The sequence below is a fragment of the Sinorhizobium chiapasense genome (assembly GCF_045277575.1).
Classification (GTDB): domain Bacteria; phylum Pseudomonadota; class Alphaproteobacteria; order Rhizobiales; family Rhizobiaceae; genus Ensifer; species Ensifer chiapasense_A.
On the sequence record NZ_CP144206.1, the window covers coordinates 961,637 to 982,405 of the forward strand.

Consider the following 20,769-nt stretch of genomic DNA (forward strand, 5'->3'; position numbering starts at 1 on the left):
GCATAGCGCTGGTTTCCCGCTAAACAACGCTAACGTAGAACGAAGCCTGAACGCTGTCACGCCGCACGCTGTTTTCCAGATAGGTTGAGCGGTTTCCGGTCGGTTGTCTTCGCGGCACGATCCCAGAGGAAATCGCCGGAGAAGGCGATGTGCTCCCATCCGACCGGTGAGGTATGGGCCAAGAGATCGTCCGGGACTATTTCGTCTTGTGCCCGCAAGTGCGCCACGGCGTCGGCCACATAGATCGAGTTCCAATAGACGATCGCCGCGGTGACGAGGTTCAAGCCCGACGCCCGGTATTGCTGGGCCTCATGGCTGCGGTCGATGACGCGCCCCTGTCGGAACGTGTAGATGGCCTGCGCCAGGGCATGGCGCTGCTCACCTTTGTTGAGGCCGGCGTGGCATCGGCGGCGCAGTGCCAGATTCTCCAGCCAGTCGAGCATGAACAGGGTCCGCTCGATCTTGCCGATTTCCTGGAGGGCGATATCCACCTGGTTCTGGCGCTCATAGGCGGCGAGCTTCCGCAACATCACCGAGGGCGCGACATGGCCGACCTTGAGCGAGGCGACGAGCCGCATGACGTCATCCCAATGCTCGCGGATGATGTCGGCGCGGATGCGTTTTCCGAGAAGCGGCGCGATCGTCGGGTAGCTCGCAGGGTGGTCGATCGGGATCAGCCGCCGGTCCGGAAAGTCGCGCAGTCGCGGGCAAAAGCGGAAGCCGAGCATGGCGCAGAGCGCAAACACGTGATCGGTGGCGCCGCCAGTGTCGGTGTAATGCTCCATGATTGAGAGATTGCTCCCGTGGTGAAGCAGGCCGTCGAGGACATAAGGCGCCTCGTGCGTCGCCGCCGAAATCACCTTGACGTGATAAGGGCCGTGCTGGTCGGAGACGTGGGTGTAGAAGCTGAAACCGGGGTCAACGCCGTAGCGGGCGTTGATGTCGCCGCCTGAGGCGCCGCGCTTTCCGCCGCGGAAGAACTGCCCGTCCGAGCTTGACGTCGCGCCATCGCCCCAGATTCGTGCGATCGGCAGGCTATGTTGAGCGTTGATGATGGTGGCGAGCGCTGCCCGATAGGTATCCTCGCGGACATAGGCATCCTGCGTCCAGATGAGCTGGTCGCGGGTCACGCCTTGGCTGGCGGCTGCCATCCGGGAGAGCCCAAGATTGGTGGCATCGGCCAGAATGGCGGCGAGAAGAGCGCTCTCGTTGGGGCAGCCTCCGCCGGTGCGCAGGTTTGTGAAGGCCGCCATGAAGCCGGTTTCGCGAGCGACTTCGTGCAGGAGTTCAGTGATGCGAATACGCGGCATCATCGCATCGAGCCGATCGGCGAGCGTTTCCGCTTCGGCGGGGACCGCGGTCTTGACCGGCGAGATCTGCAGCCGATCCTCGACAAAGCGCACGCCTTCGAGCTGGTCCCGTTTGAGCCGCTGCGCAAACTTCTTCAGTCGCCAGTCGAGCTCGCGGCCACGCTGTTGCAGCCATTCGTCGGCGGCCGTTGGCAGCCCGAGTTCGGCGACGACCGGCGCGGCGGCTCGCTCCGGGAGGAGGTAGCTGTCGAAACGCCGATAGGCGGAAGATCGCTCAACCCAGACGTCGCCGGAACGCAGCTTGTTGCGCAGGTGAGCCAGCATCGCGGTCTCGTAGAGCCGGCGATTGATCCTGCCATCCGGCCCGATCACTAGTTTGCGCCACTCCTTCTTGAAAGGCATGGGCGCATCGGGCGGCACATCTCGTTTGCCCGATCTGTTGAGATCGCGAAGCAGATGAATACCGGCGATCGTCCGGTCGCTTCCTCGTCCGGCCTTGAAGTCGAGCGCTTCGATCAGCGCCGGGGCGAACTTTCTCAGTGTCGCATACCGGTCCACCGCTACCATGAGGGGATCCACGTCCGCCGTTTGGGCGAGTACTGCGACTTCGGGTCTTGCCTTGAGCAAGTTTGCCCAGCCGACGGTCTCGTCGATCGCCCCGATCGGGTCGGTGTCGTTGTTGAGAGCGGTGGAAAGTGCCTCGATCGTCCCGTGAAACAAACGCATCAGTCGGCCAACATCCTTGGCGGTGGCAGCGTAGCGCCGGTCTTGTTTGTTCTGGGCGCGACTAAAGGCACTACCGATCAGCTTGTCGGCCAAGCCGATGGCGGCGTCCGCCAGACGCTCTTCCAGATCGATCAGGCAAGCGACCAGTGTCGCGCGCCGGCGTGATGTCGTGTAGCGTTCGAGCAGATAGGCTGGAGACGCACGCCCCTCGCGCACGAACTGTCGATATCGGTCGGGATGCACAGCGGCTGGCAGTTTCGCCGGAATCTCGATTTCCCTCACCATTTGCAGGCGCTCGAGGATTTCGCGGACGTGATCGGGCTTCGCAGTCGCCGGGATTGCCTTGAGCCACGTGAGCGGCATGGCACCCTTGCTCGCATCGGGGATCAGAAGGGCATCGAGAGCGTCCAGTTGCTCCCGCCGAAGACCGGACAGGAGCGCATGAGCCGCCTGTTTCCTGGCGCGCGCCCGGCCGGCAATGCCGGCGCGCTCGATGGTCGAAACGGCAGGGAGGAGAATTCTGGCCTGACGCAGCGCGTCAATGATGCCGGCGGCGATCACGATACCCTTGTCCGTTCCCCAGGCAGCCTTGGCGGCCGCCTCGATCATGAAGGGGATATCCGTTCTGGCCGCCCCGCGAAGCCCATACGCTGCCGCGAGCTCACGGGCGTGATCCGTCATCGTCTGTTCCCGACCCGCATAATCTGCGTGGGCAATCGCCGGTATTCCGAGCTGCTCGGCGACGAAGGATACCAGTCCCTCGGGAAGCCCAGCGGAGCTCTGAAGAATCTGAGCGAGGGTCATGCCGGGGTGGCGAAACAACGCAAGCTGAAGGGCCACGCCGAGGCGATTGCGGTCTTCCCGCCGCAGCCGGACCTGGTCGATGTCGTTCGGTTCAAGCGTGTAGAGCCGGGCCAGGTCATCACGGTCGATCGGGATCCCCAGCAGCTGTTCCCGCTCGGCTTCGCTCAGCAGTGCGTGCTTGCGCATTGGCGGTCCTCCCGGCGTCCATAAAAGGCTTCACAAGTTCATGGACAGACTGGAATAAAGAGACATATTCTGTGGACGGAATCGAAGCCGTTCAATGCACTCAAGCGTGGTTGTCCACAGAACGGCCGTTTCGGAGACAGGAAAAATGGGGGATATTCTGGGTTACGCGCGTGTGTCTACCGGCGATCAGGACGTCGCCGGTCAGAGCATGCGGCTTGAACAGGCCGGCGCCATCAAGGTCTTCACCGACGTCAAATCCGGGAAAAGCATGGACCGGCCTGGCCTGGCCGAATTGCTTGCCTATGCCCGCATGGGCGACACTCTAGCGGTCGTGCGGCTCGATCGCCTCGGGCGATCGCTGGCAGAGTTACTCGAAACGGTAAAGATGCTACGCGAGCGGAAAATCGACCTTCTTAGCCTCGAAGAGAAGATCGATACGTCATCGGCAGCCGGGGAACTCGTATTCCACGTATTCGGCGCCATAGCACATTTTGAGGGGCGGCTGATCTCGGAGCGGACCAAAGACGGTGTGGCTGCCGCAAGGGCAAAGGGAAAGCGACCCGGACGCCAACCGCTGGACATAGAGAAAGTCGAGGCAGCCATGAAGCTGATCGAGGCGAAAACACCACCGGCGGAAGCCGCCAAGCAGCTTGGCCTTGGCCGTTCCACGGTCTATCGCGAAATGCGCCGACTGGGTGTCAGCCGAACTGCTTAGCGCAACTTCACTTTCCGAGCGTGTCCGGGCGCATATCGATCCTCTCGGGATCGTCGACCACCGGACGATCTGGAGTTGCCTCTCGATTGTTAAGAGGGAGGAAATCGGAAAGGAGGCGGATGTGCTCAAGCGTCTCGACGTCATTCTCGCATGCGCGGTCGGCGACGGAGGACTTTGGTAGTGTGCGTTCTTGCACCGCCGAGCTCTTCGACAGTCACTACCTCGTTTGTGACCGTCTTTACCAAGTCCGGCCCGGTTACGAACATCTAGGAGCTGTCGCGAACCATAAAGATGAAGACAGTCATAGCGGGCGCGTATACCGCGCCCACCGCGCAGGCTCCATGGCTGAAATCTGCGGGACAACACTGGACGCTTCGACGTTGCGCTTGAAGACGTCTGCGTAGCCAGCGAGCGAGGCCATGCCTTTCCGGATGCGATGGATGCGGGCGCCACGGGAGTCGTTCAATCCGATGACCGGAGCCCCGTTCTCCATAAACTTGCAGATCTTCTGAGCGTGGGTCTCAGGCAATGACCCGCCCAAAACAGTAAAGTCCTGCGAGACGATATAGGCCTGCCGAGCGTTGACGGTCCCCATCCCGTTACACGTACATTCAAACTCTTCGAACGATCCCTCGTTCAAGACCGCGAGGACAGAACGTGGTAAACTTTTTTGTGACAGGAGCTTGCCGTAGGCGAGCGAGATCTACGAAGCGACGTCATCATCCGGCAAAAGGCGCTGCTGAAAGGGATGCTTTGTTGCCGAGCAATGACGGGACAATCGAAAGTGCCACACAGCGGCGAGGCCTGGCAGAAGGCGCTTGCCCGTTTCCTTGCCAGAAATACCTGACCTGACAATGGCGACGAATGCTGGCTTCCGCATTCAAAGCGCTCCAAAAGTGGGAGAATAGCGCCATGTCAAATCGTCTTGTTTTCTCTCTATTACTCGTCGCGATGAGCATCGTGCTGGTTTGGGCGTTTCGCCCAGCGCCTGTGATGTTCACCGGTTACGAAGTCGCCCCGACAGCTCAGCAACGGTCCCAGCCCGAAAATCCAACCGAATAATGCCTAGGGGGCATCATTCGAACCGATGTCGGTGGATATCCAAGGAGCTGTGCCGGAGCAATCGTGTCGAGGGCCACCACCCTCTCGCTACGATCTTAGGTCCTCCCTAGCCCGTAAGCCGTGACCACCCACACCGATGGCGCTGGCATGTTGAATCGAGTCCGGAAACCACCGGTGGTGCGGATGGCTGCACCGCCTGTTCGGCAAGATGGGATCGTGTCCCACCGAGTGGTGTAGTTCGGCGGTAGCACAGCCGCTCGCGAGCGCGCCCCCAAATGGCGCTGTAGCGAGTGAGGGGCTGTGCGGGCGGCCATCAGTGTTTTCCGCTAGGGTCGGGTTGTTCAAGACACAACCTGACGGAAAGATCACTGATGACCACTGACATGATGAACGTGCGCTCGCTCGTTGAGAAGAGCGCTGATGCCGATTTGTTGCGCGAGATGATCGGCTTTGCCGCTGAACGGCTGATGGAGCTGGAGGTCGGCTCAGTTACGGGTGCAGGGTTCGGGGAGAAGAACCCGATGCGGCTTGCACAGCGCAACGGCTACCGTGACCGCGATTGGGAGACGCGAGCTGGCACGGTCGAGCTTCGCATTCCGAAGCTGCGCAAGGGCAGCTACTTTCCGACCTTCCTCGAACCGCGCCGCATGGCAGAGAAGGCTCTGACGGCTGTTATCCAGGAGGCGTATATCCAAGGAATATCGACGCGGTCGGTCGATGATCTGGTCAAAGCGATGGGGATGAGCGGCATCTCCAAAAGCCAGGTGTCGCGGCTGTGCGAGGAGATCGACGTCAAGGTGAAGGCGTTCCTTGACCGCCCCATTGAAGGCGAATGGCCCTATGTTTGGGTCGATGCGACCTACCTCAAGGTCCGGCGTGGCGGCCGGATCGTCTCGGTCGCCGTCATCATTGCGGTCGGGGTCAACAGCGACGGTCGGCGCGAAGTCCTGGGTATGGAAGTCGGCACATCGGAAGCTGAGCCAATCTGGACGGAGTTTTTGCGTCGGCTGACACGGCGAGGTCTACGCGGGGTGAAGCTGGTTGTCTCCGATGCGCATGAGGGCATCAAAGCTGCCGTTTCCAAGGTTCTCAACGCCACATGGCAGCGGTGCCGCGTTCACTTCATGAGGAATGCGCTGGCACATGCCGGAAAGAGCGGGAGGCGAGTTGTTTCCGCCTTCATCGCTACAGCCTTTGCCCAGGAGACGCCGGAGGCGGCCAGCGCTCAATGGCGCAGCGTCGCCGACCAGATCAGACCAAAAGTGCCGAAGCTCGCCATGATCATGGATGACGCTGAAGACGATGTGCTCGCCTACATGACCTTTCCGAAAGAGCACCGGGCGAAGTTGCACTCGACGAATCCGATTGAGCGTCTCAACGGCGAAATCAAACGCCGCACCGAGGTCGTCGGCATCTTTCCCAACGATGAAGCCATAGTCCGTCTCGTCGGCGCATTGCTCATGGAGGCGAACGATGAGTGGACCGTCCAGCGAGGCAGATACCTGACCCTTGAGACCATGGCTCAAATGAGCGATGATCCCCAAATCAGCTTGCCCGCTGTGGCCCGCTGATAATCGCTCCGACCTGGGGCGGAAAGCACGGCAATCAGCCGCCAGCTACACCACCTACGTGGACACGATCCAAGATGGTGTTCCGGGGAAGCGCTGTTCTCCGCGGGCCAATGCAAAGATTGCGGCCAGAAAACTCAATTGTTCCGGCACATCTTGAATAGACCGCAATTGCCGCGCATGCTTCCGAGGTCGATTTAGGCCAGCTTGGCTTCTCGCGGCGTCAGAGACCCGACCCGCCATTTTCCCCTGTTCGATTGTCGTGATGGTGTGTCCTGCCGCGTGAAAGCGGCGGGTTCTGACGCATCCACTTTCGACATAACCGAGTTCGCGTGCCAGCGACGCCGGCAGTGCCTGTGTCGAAAGGAGATGACATGTTCAACCGAACGAAACACCGGACAATCCACTTCGACCGGCCTTTTACACTGCCGGGCGTCGATGAGACGATTGCCGCTGGTGATTACGAAATCGATGACGACGAGGAGATGATCGAGGGGCTTTCCTGGACTGCCTATCGCCGCGTCGCCACCTTCATCAAGCTGCCCGCGACCGGCGAGAACCGCTTCCGCATGCGGTTGATCCAGATCCAACCCGACGAACTGGCGCGCCTGGTCGCGCTTGGCGGCGCCGAGATTTCGAACTTGCCCAAACCATGAGAGCTGACCATGTCACAGCATCGCTACCCCGTGGGACTGTCCGTTCGCCTTAGGGACCCAGTCATCTATCGCCGCGCGCGGCGGAGACTTACCGCATCACGGCAAGGATGCCCCTGCGAGACGACGCCCCTCAATATCGAATTCGCAACGACGAACTCGGACAGGACCGCGCTAGCAGTGAGGATAACCTTGAACCGATCGACTGGGGCATGACCCGTAGGCACCGAGGGGATTGCCATGACCTATGTCGAAAAACTGGAGCAGCTGTTCAAAGGTATGCGTGAACCCGTCACCATAATTTTCCGTAGGCCCACGATTAGCAGGCCGGAAGCCAACCACAGCGATGAACAAGAGCGCGACGACAGTTCTGGGACATTGAGGCGTAACCGGGAAATGCTGGAACGGCATCGGCTGCTGTAGCGCGACCTTTAAGGATTGAACCGCTATGGAAGCGCTCTACGAAACCACGCACGTAGCACCGAACGTTGGCAGCGAAATGGTGGCGCATGCGACAGCACTGCTGCCTTTATCAATACGGACCGACGTTATGGAATGCGACGGTTCCTAAGTGACCTCCCCACCGGAACACCGGCGTGGAGTTCTGGACAATGATGAACCCGCAACCGATGGTCAGCTGCTTCCGATCCTCATTGCTCCGTAGAATTACAACGAGGAGACGTAAATGTCCGCATTCAGCGAAAATGGACTCGTGGCGATGACCGTCGCAGAGGTCGACATGCTGCGGCGTGTATTCGAGGCGATTTGCGCCGAGTATCAGGTACCGCGAGAAGGAATTCGCGCAGAACACCTCGCTCGATTTCTGATGGGCAAGTTTCGTGTGTCCGTTTCAACGGAAAGATCTCTTCTGGCAGCCACCCGTAAAACCTATCCCAAGCAGGGAACGCGCCGTCCGCGAGCGAAGGGAGGGTGATGTGAGGTTTCGTCTTCCTCACCAACTCTATGCCCATGACTACCGCCGCTCGCTCGGCTGGGCCACCGTTGCGCTCGCGATCGGTTTCATAGCCTGCTTGGTTCTGCTCAGCGATATCTGAGCGCGACACGAGGTTGATCATGGCCCTTTCCTTTCCCAATCGCAGCCGAAGTTTCAACGAGGCTAGGAAAGCTGTCCGGTTCTTGGCTCATGACGGCATGTTCGAGATTCCGTTCTTCGTCGAATCCGGGGCGCTGTTGAAATCCGCCGCTCCGCACGCGACCGAAGCCGAGTGTCTTTTGGCTTTCGATGCGGCGCGGGGCCTGATCGAAGATGTCGCACAGTCCGTTTACTCCAGTGGGCACAGGTCGTTGTACATTCTCACAAGAAACGACTTTCTATGACGGGTAGCGACAGGGTTTGCGCGCGCCGCCCTATCTGTCGGAAAGCTGCTTCACTCGCTCGCGATGTCCGACCGCGCGGCACCAAAAGTCTCGCACACCGCCGTCATCCCAACCAATCGCTGGTCGCTTGCAGCCCTGCTCGTTGCGAGAGGCGAGTCGAGCGATGCAATCTGGTCGCCGCCTGTTTCCAATGCCCCCAAAATGTTACTGGACCGGCCCAGCCTGGCGGAGGATGATCCTTATTTGAGGTGCCCCTATTACGAGATTGAGAATATTAGTTTCGCCCAATTAATCTTCGTGACAAAGCCCGCGGTTGGCGGGCTTTGCTTTATGCGAAATGGCGGAAGTAGATTTATATTATTTTTCGCTCCGGTACCTACCAAACGACGTCGTAGAACGTAAAACAAGCGACCGCCCCGAGCGCCAATACAAGCGACGAGCGGATCAGGAACTCAACCGGTCTGAAACAGTATCCAAAACTCCCAACATGCGATTTCACTGACTTTCTCCCGTGTCGGGGTCGGTTCCGGTAGGGGGCGAACATGGCAGTGCGCCGGGAGACCGGCAAGGAGTAGATGGTGCAAGTCCGTCACGATGAAGGAGTAGCAACCCACATCGGCCCCGAGCCGGAACCGACCCCGTGTCGTTTTGTTGTTTGATTATTTTGATGTTTCTCGCAGCAGGTCCTGTAGATGTGGGCCATCCTCCTAGCGTGACCTCACCTGCGCACCTGTCTGCTAGCCGTGACCTGGTTCTTGGCGGCAGCAGAACGCCCGCGCGGCAGCGAGAAACATGTCTTCGTCTCGTGGATGACGCCGAAACTCGTCCATCAGAAAGTTTGCAACTCCTTGGATGCGCTTCCCTCTGCGCGGAATTTTGAATTCGATACAAACTGCCTCGAATACGCGCCGCAGGGTGCGCACCTCGGTCTCGCTCAGGGCTGCGACGATATCGTCTGGGTAGCCGCGCATCGCTTATTCCGGAGCCACTTGTGGGGCATTGAGAACGCGCAGCGCCCGCGCAGCATTCTTGGGGCTGAGCCCCTCCATCGTCCAGGAGCCTATCCTTGCAACCTCGCCCGTAAAGACATGGTAGATCGTATAGGTGCCGTCTCCCTCGAAACGGCGGCCATATTGATAGAGTCGTCCGGATCTGTCGGGCGCACCGCCTTCAGACTCCCATGCGTTGATCGCAAGGGCGTGCTCTTCGTGTTTGCTTTTCATCTTGTGACCCTCCTCGGGGCGAGCCGCCGCTGTACTTCAGCGGAGGGGTGTCATGCTCCATTCGAGCGGCTCCAAATCATCTTCCCCGCTGACGCCCCTTGGCATCTTCGCGGATGCAATACTGAGGCCAATTGCCCTTCAACGGAGCTTGGCGGCGATGCGATCGGCTTCCGCCGCACCGGGGAAGTATTTGTTCGAACTCTGAGGCGCACCGACGGCCGATAAGCCGGATCGATGATCGGTGAGTTTGGTGGGTCTAGAGCCTCTGAAAAGGCCGAACTGGCCTTAGGACGAGGTTCAAGCTATACGAGTTGATTGAGGCTTTACTAAGTGTTTTAAAAACAAATCCACCGCCACATGAAAATGAAGCCGCTTGGTGATGACATTGATAAATTGATACGTAATAATATTCGAACACGAATGATGTGTCCTCAAAGTTATTCGTGACTTTTAATTTTGGTATATTTTCCAAGAAACATTGTTGACGTCTATTTACATTATTTAAGTTAGAGCGCAGGGTGAAGAATCTGGATTGCCATTGGCTCCTGGTCGGAGCGCGGGCCCGCAACGATCCCGATAATCACCTGATTAGAGGGAATAAAATCATGACATTCGAGCAAATCCTTGAACGGACAAAACCCTACGCGATTGGTTTGGTTGTCGGGCTTTTCTTCAGTCCCATCATCGGCTTCAATGCGGGATGGCTCACCACCACGACTGCCAGCACTCTGGCGGCAGAAACGGCTAGAGTGGATGCGTTTGCCGGCATTTGTTCAGGTGCGGCAGGACGAATGGCTGCTGCCGCCAGCACCGATCTCGCAACGCTTAAGGGCTACGACAATCGCGCGAAGCGCGACGAGCTCGTAGCGACCATTATGGCCGATATCCAAGTTCCGGCGGACGTCCTCGGCAAGGTCAGCACGAGTTGCAGTCGCTCGCTATCCTGAAGCGCAGCCGACACCGAGCATAGTTAGGCCAACCAGAACGAAAAAATAGGTGATCGCTATGAAAAACCTCATCCCCGCCCGCTTCCATACCTACGACTTCACGCGCCTGTTCGTATCGCTTGCGTTTACGCTGGCGATTGCTGTGATTGTCTATTCGGTTCTGTTCGGAAGCATCCTCTAGTCGTCTGATCAAGCGTGCTTCCGCTCTACGGAGCTGGAAAAACACCCTGGACGGACGTTCGGGGTGCCGCGCGGTTGAAAGAAGCTGGTAAGTTATCCCGACATTAGCTCTTTCATGCGCGTAAAATGGACCTGGCATTGCGAAGAGTGGTCGGGACTTTATCGATGACACAGGCTCAGGCTATCGCCTTCGCCATTCTGATCGGCCTGATGGTCGCTTTCATATGGGGACGGCTCCGCTACGACCTCATTGCGGTTCTCGCGTTGCTTGCCGCGGTTTTCACCGGCATCGTGCCGCACAAGGCAGCGTTCTCCGGCTTCGGCGACGACATTGTCATCATTGTAGCCAGCGCGCTGGTCGTCAGCGCCGCGATTGAGCGCAGTGGTGTGATAGGGGCATTCCTCCATCGGGTGGCGCCCAGCGTGATCTCTGTGCAGGCTCAGGTTGTTATTCTCGTAACGACCGTCTCGGTTCTCTCCGTGTTCATCAAGAACATCGGCGCGTTGGCGATGATGATCCCGGTCGCATTCCAGATGGCGCGCCGGTCGAAAGCTTCCCCTTCGTCCTTTCTCATGCCGATGGCGTTCGGTTCCCTGCTTGGTGGGCTCATGACCCTCATTGGCACATCGCCGAATATTGTCGTTTCCCGGATGCGCGAGGAACTGACGGGCCGACCTTTCAACATGTTCGATTTCACTCCTGTCGGCTTAGGGCTTGTCGCAGCGGGGGTAGTCTTTCTGGCGTTTGGCTACCGACTGCTTCCCCGGGGACGCGAGGCGGTCGCGACAATGGAGAAGGCGCTGAACATCAAGGACTACATGACAGAGGCCCGCATTACTGCGAGTTCGACCGTTCTCGGCAAGTCGATCGGTCATTTGTCGACCTTGTTGGACGAGGAGGTCCTTGTCACCGGCCTTGTCCGCAACCGGGTCGAGCGCCTGATGGCACGGCCGGACGTCGTCCTTCGTCAGGGCGATATCGTTCTGTTGGAAGGTGACCCTCAAGCGTTGGAGCGAGGCATCAGTCGCGCGCGTCTGGAACTGGAGGGGCACGACCGCCCCACGGAAGCAAAAGGAGTTGACGAGGAGATTGCCGGGATTGAGGTGGTGATCGGCCCGAAATCAGTCTTGATCGGGCAAACCGCCAAGCGCTTGGCGCTACATGACCGTTTCAATATCAATCTTCTCGCGGTGAGCCGGAGCAGCAAGCGCTTCACCGAGCGTTTGCGCGACATCGCGTTAAGACCAGGGGACGTTCTCGTTTTGAAGGGCGATCTCGTGCTTCTCCCAACCAGGTTGATGGAACTCGGTCTTCTTCCGTTAGCCGGGCGCGAAATCCGCTTGGGGAACCCCCGAAAAGGTCTGGTTCCGGTGGTGGTCCTGACTGGTGCCATGATGCTAACTGCATTAGGCCTGCTGCCCGTTGCCACGGCTTTCTTTACGGCTGCTGTCCTGACGGTACTGCTCGGTTCACTTTCGCTTCGGGAAGCTTACGAGGCTGTGGACTGGCCCATCCTGATAATGCTCGGCGCTCTCATTCCGGTCAGCGAGTCGATCCGTGCGACCGGTGGTGCCGACCTTATCGCCGGCGGCCTCGCTCAGCTCTCCAACACCTTGCCCCCCTACGGCGCCCTTGCAATGATCATGGTAGCAGCAATGGCGGCGACGCCGTTTCTGAACAATGCAGCCACCGTTCTCGTGATTGCCCCGATCGCGGTAACGCTTGCTCAGCGCCTTGGCTACAATCCGGATTCGTTTCTGATGGCAGTCGCTGTGGGGGCGGCCTGCGATTTTCTCACGCCTGTTGGACATCAGTGCAACACTTTGGTGCTGGGTCCCGGCGGTTATCGCTTCGGTGACTATTGGAAGTTGGGGCTGCCGCTCTCGTTCATCGTGGTCGTGCTGGGCGTGCCTCTGATCCTGTGGTTTTGGCCGCCAGTTTAGCGCGGTGGCGTCGTTTCAATTTCGCCGATTTCCGGTTTACCGGGTTCACGGTGGCGTCAGCCTAAAGTCTGCCCGTAAGGACCAGAATGAGCTGAACGATCGCCACGACGCCTCATCAATCTGCCCGTGCTGCTCGGTCTGTTCGGGCTCGTTGGCGGTGTCCTGGCCTTTGGATTAATCGGGCTTCTTCTCGGGCCGACCCTGCTGGCGGTGGCCTACAACCTCCTTCTCGAGTGGGTCGCAACGGAACTCGAAGAGCGAACGCTATCGGCGTCGCCTTCTGTTGCGGCTGACCACACTTGGAAGCCGATCCAAGGGATTGAGTTGACAGATCTCCGTTTCAGAAAAAGGTCCGGCTCGGCTGATCCTCGCAAGCGGTTCCGGCGCCACGCTCCACGCCGCTTCCTCCCGGCGCCGCTTAACAACAGGCTGGCTGCCGACGGGTTGATACAGTCTCTGCTTTTCTCCGGCCAGATTTGGATCCCAACTTAATCAATTGATCAAAATGCGAGCTGGTCGGTGTCTAAACGCCATGCTGCCGCCTTCGTTCTCCCAACGCCTCTCATCCTCTTTTTGAAGCGGATCGGCGATCGAAATAGGCGAAGAAGGCGAGGAGAACACCTTGATCTGGCGCATGAGCGAGGCTGAAAGCGCCGCTTCCGAATGAACGCCATCCTGGAAAGCTGTGATGAGATATCTCGCCGCATCCCGCCTTTTTTCTCGGTGCCAAGCGCTATCGACGTCAAACAGTCCTGTTGTGTCAAGCACACGCTTCAACATCTTGATGTTGAGCGAGGTAAGGTATTGCTGGGTCAAGGTGGAAGACATGCTGTCCTCCTTCAATTGGGGCATCTCGGCGGAACTCCGCGGGACCGTGAGGCGTGCGCTAAAAATTTTGGCCTTGATCACAGCATGGACCCTTCCGAGAGAATTACAATCAATTATCACCTCCGAAGGAAACCGACCCACACGCGCGAATCCGACGTTTTATGGCACCCGCGCATACCGACCCGGTTTCGTGCTACAATAGAGGGTAAGATTGCGGTCATCCGCAAGCATCGAGGACGTCGATCGAACCGAGAGATCTGGACGGAGCAACGCCAATGAGATTGCGCGAGATGCTACCCAGTGAATGCAGCATACTCATCGCCGAGCAGCGCGTAGCCCGGCTTGGATGTTGCCGTGATAATCAACCTTATGTTGTGCCAATATATTATGTCCGAGCAGAGGGCCAAATTTTCAGTTTTTCGATGCCGGGAAGAAAGATTGAATTCATGCGGAGCAATCCGCTTGTATGCGTTGAGATCGAGCATTCCACTGATCAGCACCGATGGAAATGCGTGGTCATTGAGGGCAGGTACCGCGAATTCCACGAAGACGCGGAGAAGAAACACGCGTGGGGGCATACTGAACGTTTACAATGATTGGTGGGAACCAGGTGCCCTTAACTGGGGCGCGGATGAGAAGCCACCGGGATACCTTCCCATTTTTTTCGCCATCAGCATGGACAAAGTGACGGGCCGTGAAGCGCTTGTGGGTTAGTTCGTTGCCAGGCTGCTAGTCAGCGAATGTCTTAAACCGGATCGCCCGGAGACTATCCGAGTGCCATGTGCCAACGAACCTATTTGTTCCGATCGATGAGAAGGCCTGCCACCAGGTCGATTTGTTGCTGCTGCTTTTCAATAAGGGATTTTAGTTCAATGTCACGCATCTGATCCAGCTTGTCATGCAGCGCCATGATCTCAATTTCCGCCTTCAGATTGACCTCATAGTCGTGTGCCGCATCGACCCTGTCTTTGACCGAGTGCCTATTCTGGCTCATCATGATCACGGGTGCCTGAACGGCGGCCAGCATCGATAGAATGAGATTGAGAAAGATGAAGGGATAAGGATCGAAGGCGCGGGCTGTTGCAAGTACATTCGCTCCGACCCACAGCGCGAGTACTAGCGCGAAGGTCATGATGAAGGTCCACGAGCCGCCGAACTCGGCCACTTTGTCCGCCAAACGTTGCCCGTACGTCAGCTTCTCGTCAAAAGAGCGATTCGAGTCCCGCGTTATCGCGCGCCGGTCGAGATGGCGTCGAAAAACCGCGCGTTCCCGATCGGTGAGCAACTCGACCGGCCTTCCCAAATAGCGGCTCGCACTATCGGCAATCTCTTGCCGTTCGTTGATGTTCTCTTCCGTTTCCCTGGACATATCTTCCTCCATCCCGTCGCCTTAGGCGCTCGCCAATTGCAGCCTTCACCCAATCGCCGGTTCTGCAAGGAGCAACAGTCGCATGCAGAACGGTCACTCCAAAGCTTGAACCTTCACTCCGGCAAACCTTTTCCGTCAGGTTGACAATGATCCGCGCAAGCTCAGACCAGCACGGTAAATCCGGACTCCGTCGGGTTTACCCGAATGAGCTGCGCCAATGCGCCCGCGATCGCGGTTTGAACATCGCCAAGATGGGCGGCCACTATGTCGCCGGCGTCTATCGCGAGTTGAGGGCAGTCAATCGCCGATCCAGACTATAGAACGCGGATCGGCATCCTGCTGCGGCGTGCTGGTCCTGATCGTAGCGACCGTGCTGCCGGTCGGAACGAAGATCGGCAAGGGGCCCGCTTTTGCTGTGAACCCGCCGACGGAGCGAGCTGGACTACCGTCTGCCAGGAGACGTCAGCCAGGTCAACGCCAGGAGACCGAGGGCTGCCGAGATGACGGAAGCGCCGAGAACGCCGAGCTTGACGGAGTTCAGAAGCTCTGGCTCGAAAGCAAGCTCGGCAATGAACAGAGCCATGGTGAAGCCGATCCCGGTCAGCAGGCTTCCGGCTGCCAACAGGCTCCACGGGAGCTCGTCTGGACGAGTCCCGAGGCGCAGTGTCACGGCGAGGAAACTGAAGAGCACAATGCCAACGGGTTTGCCGACCACGAAGGCGGCGACAATTGCGGTCGTGAGGGGAACGTCGAAGTTTGCATCCGCTATTGGGACGCCGGCGTTAGAGAGGGCGAAAATTGGCATGATCACGAAGGCGACCCAGGGATGGAGAGCAATCTCGAGGCGCTCGATCGGCGACAGTGCCTCGCGGGTCGCGACGCCTGCCCGACGGAGGTCGCTGCGTGCCGCCGTGTCGCGGCTCCCATGATCGCCGCGCGGATGGGCGCTCACGCGGTCGAGTATCGCATGGAGGCGGGTGTCGCTTACCCAGCTCCGCGCCGGCGTCATTAATCCAAGAACAACGCCGGTGAGCGTCGCGTGGACGCCCGATGCGTCGAATGCCAGCCAGATGCCGCCACCGATCGCGAAATAGACGGGAATGCTGCGGATGCCCAGACGCGCGATACCTGCTACGATGGCTAGTCCGAGGCCGGCGGCTCCGAGTGCGACCCAATTCAAGGATTCGCCATAGCCGATCGCCACGACCAGGATGGCGCCGACATCGTCGAAGATCGCAAGAGAGAGCAGGAACAGCCGTAAGCTCCCTGGTATCCGCGAACCGAGCACGGCAAGGCACCCGATGACGAAGGCCGTATCGGTGGACATCACGGTGGTCCAGCCGCTCGCACCCGGCCCGCCGCCGACAAGCAGCGAGAACAGACCGGCCGGCACCGCCATCCCGCCGAAAGCAGCGGCGACAGGTAAAGCGGCGATACGCGGGTTGCGTAACTCCCCCAGCACCAGCTCGCGCTTCAGCTCAAGGGCGATGACGAAGAAAAAGAGCGTCATCAGACCGTCGTTGATCCAGTGCTTCAGCGAACGGGAGATCTCAATGTCGCCAACTCTGACGCCCGCAGGCATCTCCCACAAGGCGAGAAACGACGACGACCACGCTATGTTTGCGAGGCCCAGCGCCAAGAGTGTGCTGAGCAACATGACAATGCCCGCAGTAGCCTCGATGCGGAGAAATCGCATGAACGGCTTGGTGAGCCGATCTGCGGGTTCCCTGGGAAGCCGTGAGAGGCTGTCGTTCATGCCGTGAATCGCTCCTGCGTTTTGATCGCGACTGGCAAATGTTCCCAGCGGCTATTGCAAGGCCGGCACCTCATAGGTCCACACCCGGAACGACTTCAGGACGTGCGGCCCGAACGAGTTGATGAGGGGGACATCGGCCGCGTCACGCCCGCGTGCAACCACGATCCTGCCGACACGCGGCGTATTGTTGCGCGGATCGAACGTGTGCCATCCATCATCCAGGAAGACCTCCATCCAGGCACTGAAATCCATCGGGTCGACGACCGGCACGCCGATGTCGCCGAGATGACCGTTGATATAGCGTGCGGGAATGTTGAGGCAGCGGCACAGCGTGATGGCAAGATGTGCGAAGTCGCGGCAGACACCGACGCGCTCGTGAAAGACCTCAAAGGCCGTCCGCGTCGACCGGGCCTGCATGTAGTCGAAGCGGATATGGTCGTGGACGAAATCGCAGATCGCCTGCACACGCCCCCAACCGGGCGTGACCGCGCCGAACATGTCCCAAGCGCTCTGGCTGAGACGGTCGGTTTCGCAATAGCGGCTGCCCATGAGGTAGGCGAGGCAATCGTCCGGCAACTCCGGCACTGGGAGTTCCTGGGCGGCTGGCAGCACGTTGTCCGGCTTGCCGTCGTCCTCGATCGTGGCATCGCCCCATATCGTCAGGTCACCCGCCGGTGCGACAAGCCGCCGGCATCGGTTGCCGAAGAGATCGCGATAGGTCGATGTCGGCACGTCGGGCGCGGTGAATGTCGTTTCAGGAACGCGGATATCGGCCGCGCGATCCTCGTGGACCGACAACAGGCATACCAACGCGGTCGGTTGCTGGCAGTTCAACGTGATCTCATAGCCGTAGCGGATCAGCATCTGGATCCATCCTAGCGGAAATCGGCGGCGGTCAGTGTGTAGGAATCGTGGCGGCCACTGGAATAGGCCTTGCGTGCGACGTCGTAGATGGACGGACGCAACGCGTCGAAAGCGGAAAGGAGCTTCGATTCCGAGATTTCCGACCTGTCCAATTCGGCATCCGCTCTCATCAGCGCCCCGGCCTCGACGAAGAACCGCACCTCGAACATACCGTCATGGCCGATGAAACGGATGGCGTTTCGCTTTTCATCGAAGCTGCGGCTCGCATTCGGAAATAACAGCGTCATCCTCAGCGAGCCTCCGTTTCGCGCGACACGGGCCGTGCTGGCGCCGATAAGCTGATCCGCTTTATCCGCCGCTCTATAAAGCGAAGGTTATCGTCGACACGCGCCGGTGCACCTATGGACACGTGGTAGATCCGCCAGGGGCGATCCGTTTCAATGTGGCGGCCGTGTTGATGATCCATTGGCTCGGGGGCTGACGTCGCACCTTCATTTTCCCAGATGCTGATCGCAAGTGCATGTCGCCGGGCTTCAATTTCATTGCAGTGGGCGTTCATGGTGGTGGCCTTTCATCAAGATTTTCGATGATGTCGAGCCTGCTTGGATGGATCGTGCTCCCATCAGCGTCGGTGATGGTCATGGCGTCCGGACGCCACGGCATGTCGAGCGTCCTCAAAAGCTCCAGCGCAATCTCTATCGCCTCGTCGAGATCGGCAGCTTCCGCGGGTTCGCGGCCGACGATCGCATGCGCGTCGTCCGCATCCCGAATACGGTAGAAGGCACTCGCGATCTTCATCGCCATCCTCTCCGTTGGACAGAAGGGTCGTAACTGTCAGTTCTTGCCCTTGTCGAGCGAGGCGCTGCCGTTCGCAGCCGGCTTGATCTGGTTGCCAAACGTCCTTTCGATGAGAGTGGCGCCTTCATCGGCGGACGACATGCGCACCGGTTCGAGCCCGTCCTGCGTCGTCACCCGCTCATGACGTGCGTTTTCGTTTCGAATGCGGTATTGCGGCGAGCCGCCGCTCGGCGGGAGCGTGCCCGTGATGTGATAGATGTCCGCCGGCAAAGCCGATCCACGATACCCGCGCTTCAGCCGAACAGCCTGACCGACGGTAAAGAGATGTGGGACGGCGTCGCGGCGGACCGGACGGCCATTGCGTTGCAGAATGTTTGTAGTGGTCATAATTGCTTGTAATCCTTTTTGGAGTGCGGCTTTGAGATCAGCCGGATTGGTCGGCATCATGTATTGCGTCGACCTTGGATGCGCCGCGGGCATATGGATGAAGGCACCGAGACGTTGCCCGACACATGGGAGGCGTCTGCGTAGTGCGACTGGTTCATGACGGCGCTCCGCGCAGAAGCACACGAGGCGGCCTCGCATCCTCTGCCCAACCGAAACGATCCGTGATCCGCGCTCGAGTGTCCGTGCCAGGTTCGAACGAAGCGACACTGCGCGTCCTATCGGCTGCATCAAAGTTCGTGGTGAATGGCGGGTCCTCTGACGCCGCGAAGCCAAATTGGCTAGTGCAGCCAAATCAACGCGTTTCTTATATGTGGGCCTCAAATCCCTTTCAAACAAGGTTATCCGTGCACCAACGCCGTTCGGGCACAGTTCTCAGTATCCCATCCCGCCCATGCCGCCGTTACCGGCCGGCCGTGCAGATTCTTTTGAGGGAATGTCGGCGATCATCGCTTCGGCAGTGATCAGAAGTGCCGCGATTGAGCCGGCGTCCTGCAAAGCGGTGCGCACGACTTTCGCCGGGTCGACGATGCCGGCTTTGATCATATCGACATAGGTCTCCGTCTGCGCGTCAAAGCCCTGGTTGTAATCGCTGCTGTCGGTGAGTTTTCCCACGACGATCGAGCCTTCGACACCGGCGTTCTCGGCGATCTGCCGGATCGGGGTTTCAAGCGCCCTGAGCACGATCGAGATGCCGGCCGTGACGTCCGCATTCGCTCCGGTCAGTCCGACCAGGACCGACCTGGCGCGCAACAGGGCAACACCACCGCCAGGAACAATGCCTTCCTCAGCCGCGGCGCGCGTGGCGTTCAGCGCATCGTCGATGCGATCCTTCTTTTCTTTGACCTCGGTTTCGGTCGCGCCGCCGACGCGGATTACCGCGACGCCGCCGGCGAGTTTCGCCAGCCGTTCCTGCAGTTTTTCCTTGTCATAGTCGGAGCTCGTCTCCTCGATCTGTGCCTTGATCTGCTGGATGCGCGCCTGGATGGTCGCTTTATCGCCGGAGCCGTCGATGATCGTGGTGGTGTCCTTCTCGATCAGCACGCGCTTGGAGCGGCCGAGCATGTCGAGCGTGACGTTCTCGAGCTTGATGCCGAGATCCTCGGAGATCATCTGGCCGGCCGTGAGGACGGCAATGTCTTCCAGTATGGCCCTGCGGCGGTCGCCGAAGCCCGGCGCCTTGACGGCAGCGACCTTCAGGCCACCGCGCAACTTGTTTACGACCAGCGTCGCCAGAACCTCGCCCTCGACGTCCTCGGAGAGGATCAGCAACGGTTTGCCGCTCTGCACGACCGCCTCGAGTATCGGCAGCATCGCTTGCAAATTGCCAAGCTTCTTGTCGTGGATGAGGATGTAGGGGTCTTCCAGCTCCACGCGCATCTTCTCGGCATTGGTGACGAAATAGGGCGAGAGATAGCCGCGGTCGAATTGCATGCCCTCGACAACGTCGAGTTCGGTCTCGGCCGTCTTGGCTTCCTCGACAGTGATGGCGCCTTCATTGCCGACCTTGTCCATCGCCTTGGCGATCATCTCGCCGACCGTCGCGTCGCCATTGGCGGCGATGGTGCCGACTTGGGCAATCTCGCCCGCGGACTCGACCTTCTTGGCGCGCGCCTGGATTTCCTTGACGACAGCAGCGACACCAAGGTCGATGCCACGCTTGAGATCCATCGGGTTCATGCCGGCGGCGACGAGCTTGGCGCCTTCGCGCAGGAGGGAGGCAGCGAGCACAGTCGCCGTCGTGGTGCCATCACCGGCGAGGTCGTTGGTCCTAGAGGCCACCTCGCGCACCATCTGCGCGCCCATGTTCTCGAACTTGTCGGCCAGCTCGATTTCCTTGGCAACGGCGACGCCGTCCTTGGTGATGCGCGGCGCGCCATAGGCTTTGTCGATGACGACATTGCGGCCCTTGGGACCCAGCGTCACCTTGACGGCGTTGTTGAGCAGCTCCACACCGCGCAGCATGCGATCGCGCGCATCAGTGGAGAATTTGATTTCCTTGGCAGACATTATGTTCGTCCAGTTCGGTCTTGAGATTGCGGGGTCGGAAATCG

Annotated in this window: 21 protein-coding genes and 3 pseudogenes; 12 read left to right on the forward strand and 12 right to left on the reverse strand. The window is 59.4% G+C overall.

Annotated features, from left to right (window positions below; all coding sequences use genetic code 11):
• Positions 1-56: 56 nt before the first annotated feature.
• Positions 57-3,026 (reverse strand): Tn3 family transposase, encoded by a 2,970-nt coding sequence (locus QM996_RS23290; protein ID WP_334198402.1) that lies wholly within the window; start codon positions 3,024-3,026, stop codon positions 57-59.
• Positions 3,027-3,171: 145 nt separating this feature from the next.
• On the opposite strand from QM996_RS23290, the gene QM996_RS23295 reads away from it, so the two are divergent.
• Complete coding sequence (locus QM996_RS23295) at positions 3,172-3,741, forward strand: recombinase family protein (RefSeq protein WP_334198403.1); 570 nt, start codon at positions 3,172-3,174, stop codon at positions 3,739-3,741.
• A gap of 16 nt (positions 3,742-3,757) precedes the next feature.
• Here the strand turns inward: QM996_RS23295 and QM996_RS23300 are convergent.
• Positions 3,758-4,429 (reverse strand): annotated as a pseudogene (locus tag QM996_RS23300) (carboxyl transferase domain-containing protein); the annotation flags it as partial.
• A 745-nt stretch (positions 4,430-5,174) separates the two neighbouring features.
• On the opposite strand from QM996_RS23300, the gene QM996_RS23305 reads away from it, so the two are divergent.
• The 6 genes and pseudogenes from QM996_RS23305 to QM996_RS23330 all read left to right on the forward strand — a co-directional run bounded on the left by QM996_RS23305 (position 5,175) and on the right by QM996_RS23330 (position 8,362).
• Positions 5,175-6,374 carry an IS256 family transposase gene (locus QM996_RS23305; protein WP_058328756.1) on the forward strand — a complete coding sequence of 400 codons (1,200 nt, stop codon included), beginning with the start codon at positions 5,175-5,177 and terminating at the stop codon, positions 6,372-6,374.
• 371 nt (positions 6,375-6,745) lie between these two features.
• Positions 6,746-7,027 (forward strand): hypothetical protein, encoded by a 282-nt coding sequence (locus QM996_RS23310; protein WP_334198404.1) that lies wholly within the window; start codon positions 6,746-6,748, stop codon positions 7,025-7,027.
• A gap of 9 nt (positions 7,028-7,036) precedes the next feature.
• Positions 7,037-7,251 (forward strand): annotated as a pseudogene (locus QM996_RS23315) (hypothetical protein); the annotation flags it as partial.
• A 13-nt stretch (positions 7,252-7,264) separates the two neighbouring features.
• Positions 7,265-7,447, forward strand: a complete 183-nt coding sequence (locus QM996_RS23320; protein WP_334198789.1) for a hypothetical protein — start codon at positions 7,265-7,267, stop codon at positions 7,445-7,447.
• A 262-nt stretch (positions 7,448-7,709) separates the two neighbouring features.
• The gene (locus QM996_RS23325; protein ID WP_334198405.1) at positions 7,710-7,958 is read left to right on the forward strand and encodes a hypothetical protein; all 249 of its coding nucleotides are present in this window, start codon (positions 7,710-7,712) and stop codon (positions 7,956-7,958) included.
• A 140-nt stretch (positions 7,959-8,098) separates the two neighbouring features.
• Positions 8,099-8,362 (forward strand): DUF1488 family protein, encoded by a 264-nt coding sequence (locus tag QM996_RS23330; protein WP_334198406.1) that lies wholly within the window; start codon positions 8,099-8,101, stop codon positions 8,360-8,362.
• A gap of 737 nt (positions 8,363-9,099) precedes the next feature.
• Here the strand turns inward: QM996_RS23330 and QM996_RS23335 are convergent.
• Together QM996_RS23335 and QM996_RS23340 are read right to left on the reverse strand one after the other, a co-directional pair.
• A complete protein-coding gene (locus tag QM996_RS23335; protein WP_500270484.1) occupies positions 9,100-9,333 on the reverse strand; it encodes a hypothetical protein in 234 nt (77 codons plus the stop codon).
• 3 nt (positions 9,334-9,336) lie between these two features.
• Positions 9,337-9,585: a hypothetical protein gene (locus tag QM996_RS23340; RefSeq protein ID WP_334198407.1), complete on the reverse strand. Its 249-nt coding sequence runs from the start codon at positions 9,583-9,585 to the stop codon at positions 9,337-9,339.
• A 605-nt stretch (positions 9,586-10,190) separates the two neighbouring features.
• Between QM996_RS23340 and QM996_RS23345 the strand changes: the two genes are divergently transcribed.
• The 4 genes and pseudogenes from QM996_RS23345 to QM996_RS23360 all read left to right on the forward strand — a co-directional run.
• A complete protein-coding gene (locus QM996_RS23345; protein ID WP_334198776.1) occupies positions 10,191-10,532 on the forward strand; it encodes a hypothetical protein in 342 nt (113 codons plus the stop codon).
• 58 nt (positions 10,533-10,590) lie between these two features.
• Complete coding sequence (locus QM996_RS23350) at positions 10,591-10,713, forward strand: hypothetical protein (protein ID WP_097601427.1); 123 nt, start codon at positions 10,591-10,593, stop codon at positions 10,711-10,713.
• A gap of 164 nt (positions 10,714-10,877) precedes the next feature.
• Complete coding sequence (locus tag QM996_RS23355; RefSeq protein WP_334198777.1) at positions 10,878-12,656, forward strand: SLC13 family permease; 1,779 nt, start codon at positions 10,878-10,880, stop codon at positions 12,654-12,656.
• Between the two features lie 108 nt (positions 12,657-12,764).
• Positions 12,765-12,974, forward strand: a pseudogene (locus tag QM996_RS23360) (AI-2E family transporter); the annotation flags it as partial.
• 174 nt (positions 12,975-13,148) lie between these two features.
• On the opposite strand, the gene QM996_RS23365 reads toward QM996_RS23360, so the two are convergent.
• Positions 13,149-13,484 carry a hypothetical protein gene (locus tag QM996_RS23365; protein WP_334198408.1) on the reverse strand — a complete coding sequence of 112 codons (336 nt, stop codon included), beginning with the start codon at positions 13,482-13,484 and terminating at the stop codon, positions 13,149-13,151.
• 290 nt (positions 13,485-13,774) lie between these two features.
• Here QM996_RS23365 and QM996_RS23370 point away from each other — a divergent pair, with 290 nt between their 5' ends.
• Positions 13,775-14,080: a pyridoxamine 5'-phosphate oxidase family protein gene (locus QM996_RS23370; protein WP_500270530.1), complete on the forward strand. Its 306-nt coding sequence runs from the start codon at positions 13,775-13,777 to the stop codon at positions 14,078-14,080.
• A 197-nt stretch (positions 14,081-14,277) separates the two neighbouring features.
• Here the strand turns inward: QM996_RS23370 and QM996_RS23375 are convergent, their stop codons facing one another.
• The 7 genes from QM996_RS23375 to groL form a co-directional block, all read right to left on the reverse strand.
• A complete protein-coding gene (locus tag QM996_RS23375) occupies positions 14,278-14,853 on the reverse strand; it encodes a DUF1003 domain-containing protein (RefSeq protein ID WP_334198409.1) in 576 nt (191 codons plus the stop codon).
• 442 nt (positions 14,854-15,295) lie between these two features.
• Positions 15,296-16,609, reverse strand: a complete 1,314-nt coding sequence (nhaA, locus tag QM996_RS23380; RefSeq protein ID WP_334198410.1) for a Na+/H+ antiporter NhaA — start codon at positions 16,607-16,609, stop codon at positions 15,296-15,298.
• Positions 16,610-16,660: 51 nt separating this feature from the next.
• Positions 16,661-17,473, reverse strand: a complete 813-nt coding sequence (locus QM996_RS23385) for a transglutaminase-like domain-containing protein (protein WP_334198411.1) — start codon at positions 17,471-17,473, stop codon at positions 16,661-16,663.
• An 11-nt stretch (positions 17,474-17,484) separates the two neighbouring features.
• A complete protein-coding gene (locus QM996_RS23390) occupies positions 17,485-17,760 on the reverse strand; it encodes a DUF1488 family protein (RefSeq protein ID WP_334198412.1) in 276 nt (91 codons plus the stop codon).
• A 268-nt stretch (positions 17,761-18,028) separates the two neighbouring features.
• The gene (locus QM996_RS23395) at positions 18,029-18,271 is read right to left on the reverse strand and encodes a hypothetical protein (RefSeq protein WP_334198413.1); all 243 of its coding nucleotides are present in this window, start codon (positions 18,269-18,271) and stop codon (positions 18,029-18,031) included.
• A gap of 36 nt (positions 18,272-18,307) precedes the next feature.
• Positions 18,308-18,658 (reverse strand): hypothetical protein, encoded by a 351-nt coding sequence (locus QM996_RS23400; RefSeq protein ID WP_334198414.1) that lies wholly within the window; start codon positions 18,656-18,658, stop codon positions 18,308-18,310.
• A gap of 432 nt (positions 18,659-19,090) precedes the next feature.
• Entirely contained in the window at positions 19,091-20,725 is a 1,635-nt protein-coding gene (groL, locus tag QM996_RS23405; RefSeq protein ID WP_334198415.1) for a chaperonin GroEL, read from the reverse strand.
• Positions 20,726-20,769: the final 44 nt, after the last annotated feature.